Below are 17,493 nucleotides of genomic sequence, written 5' to 3' on the forward strand. Positions count from 1 at the left end.
TGGCTGTTATTTCTTTGGCAACTTTACCTTCTCTATTTCTGCCGGCACAAGTAATGATAGGCATAGAATCAACTAATGATATATCAAAATCGCAACTATTTCATATAGAATTAGTTGCGATTAATTATGCTATTCCGGAATTTCCCGAAAGCCATTGAAGCGGGAGATGCTGTAACCTTCAGTATATTTTGCTATATAATCTAAAGCATCTCCTTGGTTACTCCTTTACGTTTGAGTTCCTTACATAGACCCGGAAGCATCGCTTCCAGATCCAATTGTCGCTGGCTCTTCTCCGGATGAGCAGCAACAAGGCCATCTCATCATTGTGAGACAGCCTCCTTTATATGCTATACGCGTTCAGATTTCTTATTTAATCCTTTGTACTCTTTTATAACCATAAACAGCTTTATTGCCAAGTTCTTCTTCTATACGAAGCAATTGGTTGTATTTAGCCATACGATCTGAACGGCTCAGTGAACCCGTTTTAATTTGTCCTGAGTTGGTTGCTACGGCAATATCGGCTATGGTAGCGTCCTCTGTTTCGCCCGAACGGTGAGATGTTACAGAAGTATAACCCGCACGGTGAGCCATTTCAATGGCATCAAGAGTTTCGGTCAAAGAACCTATTTGATTTACTTTGATAAGAATTGAGTTTGCACAACCCATTTCTATACCTTTTTGCAAAAACTCAACATTGGTAACAAACAAGTCATCGCCAACAAGCTGAATTTTATCACCAAGCTTATCGGTAAGTTGTTTCCAACCATCCCAATCGTTTTCGGCCATACCGTCTTCGATAGAATCGATAGGATATTTGGCAACCAAAGCAGCAAGGAATTCTACCTGCTCGGCAGATGAGCGTTTTGCGCCATTAGCACCTTCAAATTTGCTGTAATCGTAAACTCCGTCTTTATAGAATTCCGACGCAGCGCAGTCTAACCCGATTGTTACTTCCGTTCCCGGTTTGTAACCCGCAGCCTCAATAGCCTTGATGATAGATTCAAGTGCGTCTTCCGTACCGTTCAATGCAGGGGCAAAACCACCTTCGTCGCCCACAGCCGTACTAAGGCCACGATCGTGAAGAACTTTTTTCAAAGCATGGAATATTTCGGCTCCATAGCGCAAACCCTCTCTGAAAGAAGGAGCACCAACCGGACGAATCATAAATTCCTGAAATGCAATAGGAGCATCCGAGTGCGAGCCTCCGTTAATGATATTCATCATCGGAACAGGAAGCGTATATGTGTTTGTTCCGCCAATATAGCGATATAACGGAATATCAAGAGCATTAGCAGCAGCTTTGGCAACAGCCAGCGATACACCTAAGATGGCATTAGCTCCCAACTTCGATTTTGTTGGCGTACCATCAAGAGCAATCATTTGTAGGTCGATACCTCTCTGATCAAGAGCCGACTCGCCGATAAGCGCAGGAGCAATCACTGTGTTTACATTTTCAACAGCTTTCAGAACTCCCTTACCCAAATATCTTTTTTTATCTCCATCACGAAGTTCAAGGGCTTCGTGCTCACCTGTAGAAGCTCCCGAAGGAACGGCAGCACGACCAAATGCGCCACATTCCAGCATCACATCAACTTCTATTGTTGGATTACCTCTCGAATCCAAGATTTCACGCGCAAAAATACGTTCAATTCTCATAACTGATTTTCGATTTTATATATTAAATTCTTGAAACTAATATCTTTATTCTCAAAGCAACACAAATGTACTTATTATTTTCCTTTTTCCTTCAGAATTTAATGCTAAAGAACATAAAAAAGCCATCTTTTTTATCCGGAAGCAAAAAACGCTTATTTATCCTTGCAGTGATCGCATATTTATGCTATTTACGCTTAACAAAAACTCCGCTTTAAACAGTGGTGCTCCAAAAAAACATCTGCAAGCAATTTCTTTGTAAAACAAGAACAGGGTTAACCGATATTCTCCGATTAACCCTGCACTCCGATTTATTAAATTATATCTTTTATTTTTCAATATTGGCTTTCTGCAAACCATAGCCTTTTTTCTTGTCTTCGCGTTTTAATAGCAATGCTATAAACAAAGCCAAAACACCAAAGCCTGCAAAAATAATCATAGGCAAGGTATAATCGTATGTAGTTCTTCCATCTTCAGCTACTCCTGTTTTACAGTAAGCATCTAACACCCAACCTATAAGCAACGGAACTCCCATCAATCCCCAGTTTTGTACCCAGAATATAAGGGCATAAGCTGTTCCTAATTTGTTTTCGGGAATAATTTTTGGTACAGAAGGCCACATGGCCGAAGGCACTAATGAGAATGCAATACCTAATATAACTGTAACTAATGCCGCAAACCACCATGTATTAAGAATCGGGAGAGCAAATAATACATGTACTCCAATAAGCATAATAGCACCTATTATCATCAAATTAGCTCCTTTGCCCACGCGATCATAAAGATTACCAAAGAAAGGAGTCAGAAAAATTGTACCAAGAGGTAATATAGAAGGTATAGCCCCTGCAACATTAGGATCTACACCGTATTTATTAATTACTAAATCTGTTGCATATTTTAAGAAAGGAAAAACTGCCGAATAGAACAATACGCACAACAAGGCTATCAACCAGAATCCTTTGTTGCTTATTATATACAGAATATCTTTCACACGGAAAGGTTCTTCCGGCTCCATATCTTCGTCTTTCACCGAAGCATCTAACTTGCGATCTTTCATACAAAACACCAACCATGAAAATAACCCTATACACAGTAATGCTAAACCAAATAAAATAGGAGTAGAGATATTTTTAAAATAATCTGCTAAAGGAAGTGTTCCAACCATAGCTAAGCCTGTACCAAGACGTGCAACAGCCATTTCCAAACCCATAGCCAATGCCAATTCTTTACCTTTAAACCAACGTACAATAGCTTTCGACACGGTTATACCGGCTGTTTCTATACCCACGCCAAAAATGGCGAACCCTAAACCTGCTGCAAGCACTTGCATCTTAATCTCTGTACCAAAAAAGTTAAATGTCCCTTGAAAGACATCAGGATTAGATACGGCATAAAACTTAAAAGTACAGCCAATAACCATCAATATACAAGAGCCTAACCCTGTGAGGCGAACTCCCAATTTATCCAAGATTATTCCGCTGAAAATCAGCATACAAAAGAAAACATTGAACCAAGCATACGAACTGGTAAAAATTCCAAATTCTGTACTTGTCCATTTCAGTTGTGATTCTAACAATGGTTTTAGCGGAGCCATAACATCTGTCATGAAATATCCGCAGAACATAGTGAACGCAATAAGCGCTAAGACGGTAAAACGAGCACTTTTAGAGTCGCTCAGTTTTTGTTGTAGTGCATTTGTCATAAAATTATTTTATTCAATCATCAGTTCTCAGCAATTTGGCCAATTACCAATTTTTATTTTTTGTTGAACAAAAGTAGCAAAAAAAGAGTAAAATCGGTTAACCGATTCGCTATATTATTAAGCATACAGACAAAAGTTGTTTGTTCTACAACCGGGAAAGTATATTTTCGGCAGGAGGTAAAACTTTATTCGGCTTTATTTTGTTAACTTTGTGAAATTTGAGAAATACAACTTATTTTTAATCATCGTAATAAAAAAAATTGACAATGGTAAGTTATAAAGAACTGGGTCTTGTAAACACAAGGGATATGTTTGCTAAGGCTATTAAAGGAGGTTATGCCATCCCTGCGTTCAACTTTAACAACATGGAACAGTTGCAGGCTATCATACAAGCTGCTGCCGAAACAAAATCGCCTGTAATACTACAAGTATCGAAAGGTGCACGCCAGTATGCAAGCCCAATACTTTTACGCTACATGGCCGAAGGCGCTGTTGCTTATGCCAAAGATCTTGGATGGGAACATCCGCAAATTGTTCTTCACCTTGACCATGGCGACTCTTTCGAAACCTGCAAATCGTGTATCGATTCAGGATTCTCATCTGTCATGATAGATGGTTCGCACCTTTCGTACGACGAAAACGTTGCCCTTACAAAAAAAGTGGTAGACTATGCTCACCAATTTGATGTAACCGTGGAAGGCGAACTTGGCGTATTGGCCGGCGTTGAAGATGAAGTCAGCGCAGAACACCATACATATACAAAACCCGAAGAAGTTGTTGACTTTGCCACAAAAACAGGTTGCGACTCTTTGGCTATCTCTATCGGCACTTCGCACGGAGCTAATAAATTTACACCCGAACAATGTACCAAAGATGCAAACGGAGTGCTTGTGCCTCCCCCATTGCGTTTCGATATACTTGAAGGAGTAGAGAAAGAACTTCCCGGATTTCCTATCGTTCTTCATGGAGCCTCGTCTGTTCCACAAGAAGAAGTGGCCACAATCAATAAATATGGCGGTGCGCTCAAAAACGCTATCGGTATTCCCGAAGAGCAACTTCGCAAGGCTGCGAAATCGGCTGTTTGCAAAATCAATATCGACTCCGACAGTCGTTTGGCTATGACAGCTGCCGTACGCGAGGTGTTTGCCACTAAACCTGCCGAGTTCGACCCACGTAAATATCTTGGTCCTGCCCGCGACAATATGATAAAACTCTACAAGCACAAAATTGAAGAAGTGCTTGGTAGCGCAGGAAAAGCTCTATAAACAATAGCATCTATTAAGAAATACTATAAGCAAAAAACAGAGGATAGTTCTCACAAACTATCCTCTGTTTTTTTATCTCCGTAAACTTTACGGCTCGTTACTCATATTCGTTCCAAGCCTTGATTTCAACTTCATCAATATCGGTTTTACAGAAAGCCTGAATGAAAGCCGATGCCAAACGCGAGTTTGTAAGCAAAGGAATATTGAAGTCTATCGCTGCACGGCGAATCTTATATCCATTGTTCAACTCGCTCGAAGTAAAGTTTTTCGGAATGTTCACAATCAAATCAATCTCTTTGTTGTGTATCATATCCAAAGCACTTGGCGTTTGCCCTTCGTTAGGCCAATAAACCCGAGTTGAAGGAACTCCGTTTTCCTTTAGGAAATTGTGCGAACCACTTGTTGCATACAAATCATACCCTTTTTGGTGCAGCATACGGGCAGCTTCCAGAAGTTCTACTTTCGATTTTGCAGGTCCTGTCGAGAACAGTACCGATTTTTCGGGTATGCGACAACCTACCGACAGCATCGATTTAAGCAAAGCATCGTAGAAGGTATCGCCTATACAACCCACTTCACCTGTCGAAGCCATATCTACGCCAAGTACAGGGTCGGCCTTTTGCAAGCGCGAGAAAGAGAATTGAGAAGCTTTGATACCCACATAATCGAAATCGAATTCATTTTTATTGGGTTTTTCAACATTTTTGCCCAGCATAACCTGTGTTGCCAAGTCGATGAAGTTTATCTTCAATACTTTCGACACAAAGGGGAAAGAGCGCGATGCCCTAAGGTTACATTCTATCACCTTTATATCGTTGTTCTTAGCCAAAAACTGAATGTTGAAAGGCCCCGAAATCTGCAATTCGTTGGCAATCTTACGGGCAATTTTCTTGACACGGCGTACGGTTTCGATATATAACCGTTGTGCCGGAAACTGTATTGTTGCATCCCCCGAGTGTACCCCTGCAAACTCAACATGTTCCGAAATCGCATACATCACAATTTCGCCCTTGTTTGCAACGGCATCTATTTCTATTTCTTTTGCATTTTCTACAAATTCGGTTACAACCACAGGATGCTTTTTCGACACTTCGGCAGCCAGTTGCAGGAAGTTTTCCAACTCCTCATCATTCGAACAAACATTCATAGCCGCACCCGATAGCACATACGAAGGACGTATCAGAACAGGATAACCCACTTCGCCTACAAAATCCTTTATATCCAAGAGCGATGTAAGTTCCTTCCATCGTGGTTGGTCTACCCCTATCCTATCCATCATACTCGAAAACTTATGACGGTCTTCGGCATTGTCTATGCTTTGAGCTGTTGTACCCAATATATTTACACCCGCTTCGTCTAACCTGACGGCCAAGTTATTGGGTATCTGTCCACCTACCGAAAGTATTACACCATGTGGATTTTCGAGTTCGAGGATGTCCATTACACGTTCGTATGTCAGTTCGTCGAAATACAAACGGTCGCACATATCATAGTCGGTCGAAACCGTTTCGGGATTATAATTAATCATCACCGAACGGTAACCTTCCTTACGAATGGTTTGCAAGGCGTTAACCGAACACCAGTCGAACTCCACAGACGAACCTATGCGGTAAGCACCCGAACCAAGAACCACAACCGAACGATGGTCGCCCAGATAGTTAACATCGTTGGCCGATCCGTTGTACGTTAGGTACAGATAATTGGTCTGAGCCGGATATTCGGCAGCAAGCGTATCTATTTGCTTCACAACGGGAACTATTCCGCTATTTTTTCTTATAGTGCGTATTTCCTGTGCTTTAACCTCAACAAGTGTAGGTTCTTTGCATACCAATTTTGCTACCTGAAAGTCGGAAAAACCTTTTTGTTTAGCCTCCCGAAGCAATTCGGTAGGTAGTAAACGTATATCGTCATAGCGTTTAAGATTTTCCGAACAACGATGAATATATCCCAATTTTTGCAAGAACCAGCGATCTATCTTGGTCAAGGCGTGTATTCGCTCTATGTCGTAACCTTCGTCAAAAGCTTGCGAGATACAGAAAATACGTTTGTCGGTAGGATTGCTCAATGCCGAATCCAAGTCTTCTACATTCAAGGCTTTATTGGCAGTGAAACCATGCACACCTATATTAAGCATACGCAGCCCTTTCTGGATAGCTTCTTCAAAAGTACGGCCGATGGCCATAATCTCTCCAACGGATTTCATGCTCGATCCTATTTCTTTCGACACACCGTGGAATTTACCCAAATCCCAGCGAGGTATTTTAACCACAATATAATCGAGAGCCGGCTCAAAGAAGGCGCTGGTCGATTTCGTAACCGAGTTTTTCAACTCGAACAAACCATACCCCAACCCCAACTTAGCTGCCACAAATGCAAGCGGATAGCCAGTTGCTTTCGATGCCAAAGCCGACGAGCGACTCAAACGGGCGTTAACCTCAATCACCCGGTAATCTTCCGATTCGGGGTCAAAAGCATATTGCACATTACATTCGCCTACAATACCGATATGGCGAACAATGCGGATAGCTATTTCGCGCAGTTTGTGATATTCGGAATTTGTAAGTGTTTGCGATGGAGCAACAACGATACTCTCGCCGGTATGAATACCCAGAGGGTCGAAGTTTTCCATGTTACAAACTGTCATACAATTATCGTATTTGTCACGGACAACTTCGTATTCTATTTCCTTCCAACCTTTCAGCGAACGCTCAATCAGAAGTTGTGACGAATAAGACAAAGCTTTGTCGGCAAGGGTGCGAAGCTCGGCTTCGTTATTACAGAACCCTGAACCCAAACCTCCTAATGCGTAAGCCGCGCGTACAATGATAGGATAGCCCAATTCATCGGCTGCTTTAACCGCATCTTCGATAGAGCTTACAGCTGTACTCTTGATGGTTTTAACGTCAATCTCGTCAAGTTTTCTGACAAAAAGCTCACGGTCTTCGGTATCCATGATAGCCTGAACAGGAGTACCCAAAACTCGGAGGTTATATTTTTCCAATATACCCGATTCGTATAGCTGTACACCGCAATTCAAAGCTGTTTGCCCTCCAAAAGCAAGAAGAATACCCTGTGGTTTTTCTTTTTGGATTACTTTCTCCACAAAATAAGGAGTGATGGGCAGGAAATATATCTTATCGGCCGACCCTTCGGATGTCTGCACCGTTGCAATATTAGGATTGATAAGTATGGTTTCGATACCTTCTTCCTTCAAGGCTTTCAACGCCTGTGAGCCTGAATAGTCAAACTCGCCTGCCTCGCCTATCTTCAACGCACCCGAACCAAGTACCAGTACCTTTTTTATATCATTATTGTTCATGCGATTTTTCTTTTACAGTTTTTCAATAAATAAATCGAAGAAAAAATTGGTATCCGTTGGCCCACTGGCTGCTTCCGGATGGAATTGAGCCGAAAAGAACGGCTTTGTTTTATGCTTGATACCTTCGTTTGTTCCATCATTAAGATTCACAAAGAGTGATTCCCATTCTTCACCCAACGATGCGTCAGACACAGCAAAACCATGATTTTGAGATGTAATGAAACATTTTTCTGTACCTACCATCCTTACAGGCTGATTATGACTGCGGTGCCCGTATTTCAGTTTGTAAGTTGAAGCCCCTCCTGCCTTTGCCAACAGTTGGTTACCCATACAAATACCACAGATAGGCTTATCCTTTTGCATTGCTTTACGCAGGTTTTCGACCGTAATATCGCAAAAATCGGGGTTGCCAGGCCCATTAGAGATAAACAATCCGTCGTATTCTATCTGGTTGAAGTCATAATCCCAAGGAACACGAATCAACGTTATATCCCGCTTAAGCAAACAGCGGAGTATATTGTGTTTAACCCCACAGTCGACCAAAACTACGGTCTTACTGCCATTCCCGTATTTTATAACTTCCTTGCAGCTTGCAATACCTACCTGATTAACAAGATTGGGGTCTATAAAGCCTATTTCGTTTTCGTCTTCAAAAACGATTTTACCTTTCAGCGAGCCTTTTTCGCGAAGCAGCTTTGTCAGTTCGCGGGTATCAATTCCGTAGATACCGGGAACATCGTTCTCCTTCAGCCAAGCACCCAGACTTTTTTGAGCATTCCAGTGCGAATAGTCGTGCGAATAGTCTGATATTATCAATCCGTTAACCTGTATCTTCTCCGATTCGTAAAAATCAGAAATCCCATCGGTAAAAGAATCGTCGGGAACGCCATAATTGCCCACTAAAGGAAAAGTAACTGTAAGGATTTGCCCCAGATAGGAAGGGTCTGTCAGGCTCTCGGGGTAACCCACCATTGCGGTGTTGAACACTACCTCGCCTGCAGCCGGCTTTTCGGCTCCAAAAGATCTTCCTTCAAAGATAGTCCCATCATCAAGTATTAACCGAACAGGTCTGTCTGTCTGCATTTTATGATAGAATTATGTTGGTAAATAAATAAAATACTTCTTTTCAGCAGAGGTCAAAAAAAAGGAACAAAAATGACAAGCATCTTGTTCCTTCCTTTTGTGTATATGAATTTTATTATCATCTGCTGCTTCAAATATTCTGTGAATATCTGAAGTACAAAAGTAAGTATAATTCTTTTAATATTAAAAAGAATATTGCCCTTTAAGAAATAATAGTTTTCAACAATAAGCAAAACAACCTGCTCTTTTTCAAGAACAGGTTGCTTATATATTTACTAATGATAGTTATTAAACTACACCTTGAGCCAGCATAGCGTTAGCAACTTTCATGAAACCTGCAACGTTAGCACCTTTCACGTAGTTGATATAACCATTGCTTTCTTTACCGTATTTAATACATTGTTGATGGATGCTTGTCATGATTTGGTGAAGCTTAGCGTCAACCTCTTCGGCAGTCCATTGCAAGTGCATTGCGTTTTGAGTCATTTCAAGACCCGATGTAGCAACACCACCAGCATTTACAGCTTTACCTGGAGCAAACAATATTTGTTTTTCGATGAACAAGTCAACAGCTTCGGCTGTACAACCCATGTTAGAAATTTCACCAACACAAGTAACTCCGTTATCGATAAGCATTTGAGCATCTTTTTCGTTCAATTCGTTTTGAATTGCACAAGGAAGAGCGATATCCACTTTTTGTTCCCATGGACGTTTGCCGGCAAAGAACTTAGCGTTAGGATATTTTTCAGCATAAGGAGCAACGATGTCTTTACCTGAGTTACGCAACTCTAGCATATAAGCTATTTTATCGCTATCCATTCCATCTACGTCATATACATAACCGTCAGGACCAGAAATTGTAACAACTTTAGCACCAAGTTCGGTAGCTTTCAAGGCAGCACCCCATGCAACGTTTCCGAAACCAGAAATAGCAACGGTTTTTCCTTTAATATCGATGCCTTTTTCTTCAAGCATTTGGTGTACAAAATAAAGACCACCAAAACCTGTAGCTTCAGGACGAATCAATGAGCCACCATAATCAAGGCCTTTACCTGTAAATGTTCCTGTGTTTTGACGAGCAAGTTTTCTGTACATACCATACATGTAACCTACTTCGCGAGCACCAACACCTATATCGCCTGCTGGAACGTCTCTATCAGGACCTAAATCACGATACAATTCAACCATGAACGATTGACAGAAACGCATAATTTCGCCATCTGATTTTCCTCTATAGTCGAAATCGGCACCTCCTTTACCTCCACCCATAGGAAGAGTTGTAAGAGCATTTTTGAATGTTTGTTCAAATCCTAAGAATTTAAGAATTGAAAGGTTTACCGATGGATGGAAACGTATACCTCCCTTATATGGGCCAATTGCGTTATTAAACTGAACACGGTAACCAAGGTTTACTTGTACTGTTCCGTTGTCGTCAACCCAGGGCACCTTAAATGTAAAGATACGATCTGGCTCAACTAAGCGCTCAATAATACTGGCTTTTTCAAATTCAGGATGTTGATTATACACATCTTCAATAGAGTGTAAAACTTCCTTAACTGCTTGTAGAAATTCTGGTTCACCCGGATGTTTAGCCTCCAGCGATGACAAAATGTTATCTATTTTCATAAAAAAGAATAATTAGGTTCTTTAATTAAACTCCGCAAATATAGAATTAAGAAATAAGATAATCAATTTATCAGCCCACGATTTTCACCTTAAAACATCTGCTTTTCAACACCTAAAGTATTTCTTACAATTTATTGTTTTATACTTTTGTAAAATAAAAAATCCAAAATGATGATTAAAGGATTATTTTAATAAAACAACTATTTATTTAAGATTGAAAAAACGTTTTTATCCGTCAATAAGTAAGATTCTGAAATATTCTTAAAACCCTATTTACGGAGACGAAAGCCTCATTAGCTCGCCGTTCAAAAACGAAAAACCTTCCAGCCAGAGAATGTCTGCCAGAAGGTTTTTATATGTATTAACAGTCATAGCTTGTCGCTTTTTCCGAACCCGCTGGGCAAGGTAAGCGCAGAACCTCTGTTGTGCTACAACCTTATTTTTTGTTACCGCCAAAAGAAAAACTCACCGGAATATAATTGGGCGAAGCGATAGTTTGCCCACCAATATTGAATGATGGTTTCAGTTCTACCGTTACGTTCGATTTTTCGCTACCTATACCAACAAAGTTTTTAACGATATTCACCACCGAGCTTTGTGTGTTGTCTTTTATCAAACTGGCCACATCAACACCTATCGTCAAAGGCATTGTTGATGTATTTCCGGCAGGGATGTTCATATTCTGATTCATCACTCCATTTGTGAGGTTAACCCCGTCAATCTTGATATTATATTGCAAGTTATTAAGCATAGCCGCCGATTGATTCGGATTTTTCACATTCATGTTTATCGTGAAGTTCAAAGGAATGGAGCTGCTTTTCCCTGCAAGAACACTTGTCAACTTCAGCGCATTGGCTGCCGTAACACCATTCGACAGATTTATCCCCGACAGTGTAAGGCCAGAGATTGATTTGTAAGAATACTCGCACTGAGTCATGTTATAGGCACCCATAAGGTCGTTTCCGATAGTGCCGCAAGAAGTCATCACGGCTACAAATAATAAAAATGTAATAATTCTTTGTTTCATAAAGTTCGTTTCGCTTATTTTTAATTTCACTTGAAAGTAATCATTGTTGCTCCAAAGCCATATTCTTTGAAGGAAGCATCCTGATAGTAAACATTTTTATAACGGTCTTTCAGGTCTTTCATTATGGCACTTTTCAGAACGCCATCGCCTTTGCCATGTATAAAAACGATTTTCTGCCCTTTATTATTTTTATTTTCATCCATATAACGGCGGAAAGTTTCGATCTGATAATCGAGTATATCTTTAGCTGATAAGCCCGCCGTGCTATCCAACAATTCATTGATGTGCAAATCGACCTCAATAACAGGCAAATGCTTTGTGCTTTTCTTGGCAGGTTGTTTAGTTCTCTGTTCCGAGCGATCTTTCTCTCTCATGGCCTGTTCCAGTTCTTGTGGCGAAACAACCAGTTCGCGTTCAGGGAGATCTCTGCGCATAACATAATAGATGATAGCATCATCGTCGAAAAAGTCATTTTCCCTAAAACTATGCAGTTTGTAGAATTTCACCGTATCAATGCGCATATCGACCGAACATGGATTTTTCAAATCGAAAGGTTTATCTTTCTTATAAGACACAAATTGCAGGCAAATACGTTCGCGGTCGTTCAAATCGGCCTTACCGAACTCTTCTATAAATATTTTTGTATTTGGTTCTATTTCGCCTGTTGCTTGCGCAACCCACCCATCGGCGGTACGATACATATAGGTATATGCCAAAAAATAATTGCTGTCATTCACCAGATAGCATTCGTATCCGGTACTATTCAGCGATTTTATATCAATAGGCAAAAAAGCCAAACAAACGGTTATTCTATCACCGCCCTTCGTTTCTTTCACCTCTACTTTTTCCTCCACTACCTTCTCTGCGGTTAGTTGCACAACCTGTGCCGCCGGCTTAACCGATTGGCGCACCTGAGCCTCGTTGGCAGGCTGTATAACAACGCATTCGCATATCAGCACAGGGGTATCAAAGCCATCATCTTCAACAATAGCAATATCTTTACCCTGAAAACCCTTCACGATGCCTCCACCCGTAGCATTCAAAAAACGCACCTTATCACCAATCTTCATAATAAACCAATATCATTTCTTAATATTAGCGCAAAGTTGAGTAATTTTGTCGGATAATAAAAATCAAAAAAATGAAAAATACAGACCCCAAAAATATCCGCATCAACGAATTCGATTACAACCTACCCGACGAACGTATAGCCAAATATCCGTTAAACGAACGCGATTCTTCAAAACTGTTGGTTTACAATGGCGGGCAGATTACCGATAGCCGGTTCGCTTCGTTGGCCGATTTTTTGCCTGCAAACAGCCTGATGGTTTTCAACAACACGAAAGTTATTCAGGCTCGTCTGTTTTTCAGGAAAGAAACAGGGGCACAGATCGAAATATTTTGCCTCGACCCCTACCAGCCACACGATTATGTGCTGAATTTTCAGCAAACGCACCGATGCTCATGGCTTTGCCTTGTGGGTAATCTGAAAAAATGGAAAGAGGGAACTCTGCACAAAACAATCGAAACAGGCGGAGAAACCATTACCATAAAAGCATACAGAAAAGAATCTCTGGGCGACTCTCACATCATTGAATTTGAATGGAATAACCCGCAATATACTTTTTCTGATTTGTTAGAAATTGCGGGTGAACTACCCATCCCCCCCTATCTGAACCGGAAAACAGAAGAAAAGGATAAGGAGACCTATCAAACGCTTTACTCAAAAGTGAGAGGTTCGGTAGCCGCCCCCACCGCAGGACTGCACTTCACCGAAAAAACATTTGCTTCGCTCGCCAAAAAAGGCATCGAACAGACGGAAGTGACCCTGCACGTTGGAGCAGGAACATTCAAACCCGTAAAAACAGAAATAATCAGCAATCACGAAATGCATACCGAATTTATCTCTGTGCATAAAAGCACTATCGAAAAACTGCTTCACCACCAAGGAAAGGTAGTAGCTGTGGGGACAACATCGGTACGTACACTCGAAAGCCTTTATTATATAGGAGCCCTGCTCGAAACCGATATGGATGCCCGATTAGAAGTGAAACAATGGCAACCCTACTCCACTCCGGCAAAAGACAACGAAATAAGTAAACAGAAAGCTCTGAATAATATCCTTAACTATCTGGAACAACACAACGTAGACAGCCTACTGGCCGACACTCAGATTATGATTGTACCCGGTTACCAATACAAGATTGTAGATGCAATAGTAACCAACTTCCATCAGCCTAAAAGCACCCTGTTGCTGTTAGTATCTGCCTTTATTGGTGATGGTTGGAAAGAAATGTATCTGCACGCATTGGCCGGCAATTACCGTTTTTTGAGCTATGGAGACAGTTCGCTGTTGTTGAAATCCTGACCAAAGGATTTTCTTATTCGTTGGATTTCCCCTCTAAACAACAAACGAGGCTGAACCTTGACGGAACAGCCTCGTTTTGCTTTTATGAAGTTTTGTCAAACTTATTAATCGTTGTATGTAGGCAAGCTTGAGAACTCTTTCGAGTAGCGCATCATCTGTTCTACATATCCTTCTTTGTAAGTTACTTTAATGTCGGTGATTTTGCCGTCTTTATCTTTCACCAATTCGTAAACAGGGTTCACAAATCCTTTGTATGGTTTAAGATTTAGTTTTTTGTAACGGTCAAGAACTTCTTTAAGAAGCTTCTGGTCTACTTTCACGGCATAGGCATTAACAATGTTGTTTGCGGCTTTATAATCGCCTTCCGATTTGATTCTCTGTATTTCGGCAAGGAGTTCTCCGAATAGGCCACGAAGTTTTTCGTAGTCATTAATCACAACATAAGTTTTACCATCACGAACTTTAAGTTCAACTACATCGGTAGCAGTACCACCTGCAAGTTGGCCTTTTCCTTTTTCTAATACCCAACGAGCTATTAGCTGACGGTTACGCATGTGCGCTTCTTCAATATTTTTGCCTGGTTCTATGCGTGTAAGCTGAGTCATCAACCCATTCATCATAAACTTATAATATTCGGCCTTATAAGCATCTTTGTTAGGGATAATGCCAAGTTCCACCAATTTCGCATCGGCTATGTAATACAGTCCGAACAAATCGGCACGGGTTTCTTCTATTGTAGAACCGTGTTCTTTCATTGCATCAGAGCTTATTCCCGGAAGTAATTGCCCCGAACCATGTCCCAAGATTTCGTGAAGGTCGGTATGCAGGTTATTAGTGATGAAACCATACTCGCGCAAAGAATTAAGTTCAACGTCCGACCATACAAACTCCTCGTTAAAGCCAGAATGTTGAGCTGCTTTATCGTAAGCTTCCATAAGGTTTTCTATCGTAACCGATTTCGAACCATGTTCTTTCCTTATCCAGTCGGCATTTGGCAAGTTAATACCGATAGGAGTGGCTGGGTAGCAGTCGCCACCAAGCTGTGCCGCTGTAATAACTTTGGCGCTAACACCTTTCACTTCTTTTTTCTTGAAGCGAGTGTCAACCGGTGAATGGTCTTCAAACCACTGTGCGTTAGAACTGATAAGCTCTGTACGTTTTGTGGCTTTCATGTTTTTGAAGTTAACGATAGACTCCCAGCTGGCTTTCATACCCAGAGGGTCGCCATAGGTTTCGGTAAATCCATTTACAAAATCTACACGCGAATCGGTATCGGTAGCCCATGCGATGGCATAATTGTCGAACATTTTTAAATCGCCCGATTGATAGAACGAAATAAGTTTGTTGATAACATCTTTCTGTTTATCGTTTTCGGCAACGGCTTTAGCTTTTTCCAACCAGCCTATAATACGTTCAATAGCAGAAGAGTAAAGTCCGCCTACTTTCCAAACTTTCTCAACCAACTGTCCGTCTTCTTTAACCAATCGACTGTTGAGTCCGTAAGAAACAGGTGTCTGGTCGTTAGGAACACGCATTTTTGTGTAGAAAGCCTCGGCTTCTTTTTGCGTAACACCTTCGCCATAATAGTTGTTGGCCGATGTAAGGATAATGTCAACGCCTGCTGCTTGGTTCACTTTCTTGGCCATAACATTAGGGTCGAACATTACGGGTGTAAGCATAGCTATAAACTCATCGACAGTTTGTCCGTCTTTTACAGGAACTTTTTCTGCAGGAAGAGCTTTTACCTGTTCAGCAAAGAATTCTTCCGAAAATTTGGGTAAGAATTTTTCTTCGCCATAATGGTGGTGTATACCGTTCGAGAACCACACACGTTTCAGATAAACTTCAAACTCTTTGTAGTCGTTGCTTTCTTTATCGCCCTTGTAGTTTTCGTATATAGCTTCCAACGTACGGCGGATAGCCAAATTGTAGCGTCCGTTTTGGTCAAAAAGGATATCACGGCCTTCTATTGCGGCTTGCGATAGGTAATAAATCATTTCTTTTTGCTGCAAAGTCAACGAATCGAAATCCGAAACCTGATAGCGCAAAATTTCGAGGTCGGCAAAAGCATCCACTTCATACACAAAGTCAGAGTCTTCGTTGGCTGCTTGCTCGGTTTTACTTCCACCGCTACAAGCCGCAAACATCATAGACAATCCTGTCATAGCTATTAATGCTGTTTTTTTCATGTTTATACTATTTTGGTTTATAGAAATTATTTCAAAAAAATAAGAATCCAAAGATACAAAATACTAACTGTAATAAAAAAAACAAATCTATCCGAATTTTAATTTTCCGGATAGATTTGTCTTTCCTTTTCTTGTTTCAGTTAGCCCCGCAGCACAAAGAGAGGGGTATCTGTGTGGAACAACATTTTTCGCGACATACTGGGATTGAACATCCGCGCAAATATATTCCGCTTGGCCGTTGTTAAGGCCAGTATATCAATTTTGGCATCCTTAACAAAAGCGTCTATGCCGCTCAGCATATCCCCTTCTATAACCTTGTAATCGGTTTTCAGATTAGGGTACTGTTTTGTAAAATAGGCTCTGATACCTGCCAGTTTTATTTCGTCCCACTTATCCTCTTTGTCGGCAATATGGGTAAAATGAACTGTGACTTCATGCCCGGTAAGGAATTTCATCATCGAGTCGAACGAGATAAGGTCGCGCTGGCTATAATTAGTCAGAAAAGCAACATTCTTTACTTGCTGCATGCTGTGGAAATGAGTGTTTTCCGGCACAGTAAATACCGGGATACGAGTCATTTCTATAACTTCGGCCGTAACGCTGCCTATCAAATCGGCGTCTTTCTGATTCTTTCCTCTGGTGCCCATCACTATCATTGCAGGCTTATACTCTTTCGAGAAAGTAACAATTTCTTCTTCCGGCAAACCCTCCCTCAACACATAAGAGTAATTGACAGGGGGAAACTCTCCACTGGCAATTTTCTCGTCAATGATACCGCACAACCTTTGTATATCAGCCTTAACTTTTTCTATAATATTCTGGAATGTTTCGCCTTCCTTGCCCTGATATGCAAAAGCTTCGGCCATTGGTAGTGCCGTAGGATAGTATGGATTAAAATATACGTGAAGTATTTTTACTTTAGCGTTGATTTCCTTAGCCAGGTTAAATGCAATGCGACAGGCTTTTAATGAATAGTCCGAAAAATCGATAGGGACAAGAATCCGCTTACGTCCATCGTCCGTTCGGTATGTTTCGGGCTCGGCATAACTAAAAAGATGCCGATTCTCTACAACGTTCAGAGCTTTGGGTAAATCTGTTTCCTGAATTCTGATACGAACACCGGGCGATACTCCGGGATGGTTAAGGTCTACATCGTCTATCGAAACCTTTATACCCTCTGCCTCGAGTACAGACTTCAGTATCTGTGCTTTCTCGTTGGTATGTATAGCAAGTGTTACCAATTTTTCGTCGTTATTCATTG

The 17,493-nt window shown here is 41.1% G+C and carries 11 protein-coding genes and 1 pseudogene; 2 read left to right on the plus strand and 10 right to left on the minus strand.

The window, feature by feature from the left end; translation table 11 throughout:
* From M2132_RS12125 to M2132_RS09090, 3 genes and pseudogenes are all read right to left on the minus strand, one after another.
* A pseudogene (locus tag M2132_RS12125) lies at positions 1-94 on the minus strand (transposase); the annotation flags it as partial.
* Between the two features lie 272 nt (positions 95-366).
* Positions 367-1,656, minus strand: coding sequence for a phosphopyruvate hydratase (gene eno / locus M2132_RS09085; RefSeq protein WP_280673047.1), 1,290 nt, complete (start codon positions 1,654-1,656; stop codon positions 367-369).
* Between the two features lie 325 nt (positions 1,657-1,981).
* Positions 1,982-3,355, minus strand: a complete 1,374-nt coding sequence (locus M2132_RS09090; RefSeq protein WP_280673048.1) for an MFS transporter — start codon at positions 3,353-3,355, stop codon at positions 1,982-1,984.
* 266 nt (positions 3,356-3,621) lie between these two features.
* Between M2132_RS09090 and M2132_RS09095 the strand changes: the two genes are divergently transcribed.
* A complete protein-coding gene (locus M2132_RS09095; RefSeq protein WP_280673049.1) occupies positions 3,622-4,620 on the plus strand; it encodes a class II fructose-bisphosphate aldolase in 999 nt (332 codons plus the stop codon).
* Positions 4,621-4,717: 97 nt separating this feature from the next.
* Here M2132_RS09095 and carB read toward each other — a convergent pair whose 3' ends face one another.
* From carB to M2132_RS09120, 5 genes are all read right to left on the minus strand, one after another.
* Complete coding sequence (gene carB, locus M2132_RS09100; RefSeq protein WP_280673050.1) at positions 4,718-7,939, minus strand: carbamoyl-phosphate synthase (glutamine-hydrolyzing) large subunit; 3,222 nt, start codon at positions 7,937-7,939, stop codon at positions 4,718-4,720.
* A gap of 12 nt (positions 7,940-7,951) precedes the next feature.
* On the minus strand, positions 7,952-9,022 hold the full coding sequence (gene carA / locus M2132_RS09105; protein ID WP_280673051.1) for a glutamine-hydrolyzing carbamoyl-phosphate synthase small subunit: 1,071 nt from the start codon (positions 9,020-9,022) through the stop codon (positions 7,952-7,954).
* Positions 9,023-9,310: 288 nt separating this feature from the next.
* Positions 9,311-10,648 (minus strand): NADP-specific glutamate dehydrogenase, encoded by a 1,338-nt coding sequence (gene gdhA / locus M2132_RS09110; protein ID WP_280673052.1) that lies wholly within the window; start codon positions 10,646-10,648, stop codon positions 9,311-9,313.
* Positions 10,649-11,084: 436 nt separating this feature from the next.
* Complete coding sequence (locus tag M2132_RS09115; RefSeq protein WP_280673053.1) at positions 11,085-11,675, minus strand: LEA type 2 family protein; 591 nt, start codon at positions 11,673-11,675, stop codon at positions 11,085-11,087.
* A gap of 26 nt (positions 11,676-11,701) precedes the next feature.
* Positions 11,702-12,745 carry a DUF2027 domain-containing protein gene (locus tag M2132_RS09120; RefSeq protein ID WP_280673054.1) on the minus strand — a complete coding sequence of 348 codons (1,044 nt, stop codon included), beginning with the start codon at positions 12,743-12,745 and terminating at the stop codon, positions 11,702-11,704.
* Between the two features lie 71 nt (positions 12,746-12,816).
* Between M2132_RS09120 and M2132_RS09125 the strand changes: the two genes are divergently transcribed.
* Positions 12,817-14,043, plus strand: a complete 1,227-nt coding sequence (locus M2132_RS09125; protein WP_280673055.1) for an S-adenosylmethionine:tRNA ribosyltransferase-isomerase — start codon at positions 12,817-12,819, stop codon at positions 14,041-14,043.
* Between the two features lie 104 nt (positions 14,044-14,147).
* Here M2132_RS09125 and M2132_RS09130 read toward each other — a convergent pair whose 3' ends face one another.
* Both M2132_RS09130 and M2132_RS09135 read right to left on the minus strand, forming a co-directional pair.
* Entirely contained in the window at positions 14,148-16,232 is a 2,085-nt protein-coding gene (locus tag M2132_RS09130; protein WP_280673056.1) for a dipeptidyl-peptidase 3 family protein, read from the minus strand.
* A gap of 140 nt (positions 16,233-16,372) precedes the next feature.
* On the minus strand, positions 16,373-17,491 hold the full coding sequence (locus tag M2132_RS09135) for a universal stress protein (RefSeq protein WP_280673057.1): 1,119 nt from the start codon (positions 17,489-17,491) through the stop codon (positions 16,373-16,375).
* Positions 17,492-17,493: the final 2 nt, after the last annotated feature.

Origin of the sequence: Dysgonomonas sp. PH5-45, assembly GCF_029893235.1 — a bacterium.
Taxonomy (GTDB): domain Bacteria; phylum Bacteroidota; class Bacteroidia; order Bacteroidales; family Dysgonomonadaceae; genus UBA1309.

Coding starts and splice junctions, on each gene's coding strand:
- M2132_RS09090 (WP_280673048.1), bottom strand. CDS start 3,355: ATGACAAATGCACTACAACAAAAACTGAGCGACTCTAAAAGTGCTCGT.
- M2132_RS09120 (WP_280673054.1), bottom strand. CDS start 12,745: ATGAAGATTGGTGATAAGGTGCGTTTTTTGAATGCTACGGGTGGAGGC.
- carB (WP_280673050.1), bottom strand. CDS start 7,939: ATGAACAATAATGATATAAAAAAGGTACTGGTACTTGGTTCGGGTGCG.
- eno (WP_280673047.1), bottom strand. CDS start 1,656: ATGAGAATTGAACGTATTTTTGCGCGTGAAATCTTGGATTCGAGAGGT.
- carA (WP_280673051.1), bottom strand. CDS start 9,022: ATGCAGACAGACAGACCTGTTCGGTTAATACTTGATGATGGGACTATC.
- gdhA (WP_280673052.1), bottom strand. CDS start 10,648: ATGAAAATAGATAACATTTTGTCATCGCTGGAGGCTAAACATCCGGGT.
- M2132_RS09115 (WP_280673053.1), bottom strand. CDS start 11,675: ATGAAACAAAGAATTATTACATTTTTATTATTTGTAGCCGTGATGACT.
- M2132_RS09135 (WP_280673057.1), bottom strand. CDS start 17,491: ATGAATAACGACGAAAAATTGGTAACACTTGCTATACATACCAACGAG.
- M2132_RS09125 (WP_280673055.1), top strand. CDS start 12,817: ATGAAAAATACAGACCCCAAAAATATCCGCATCAACGAATTCGATTAC.
- M2132_RS09095 (WP_280673049.1), top strand. CDS start 3,622: ATGGTAAGTTATAAAGAACTGGGTCTTGTAAACACAAGGGATATGTTT.
- M2132_RS09130 (WP_280673056.1), bottom strand. CDS start 16,232: ATGAAAAAAACAGCATTAATAGCTATGACAGGATTGTCTATGATGTTT.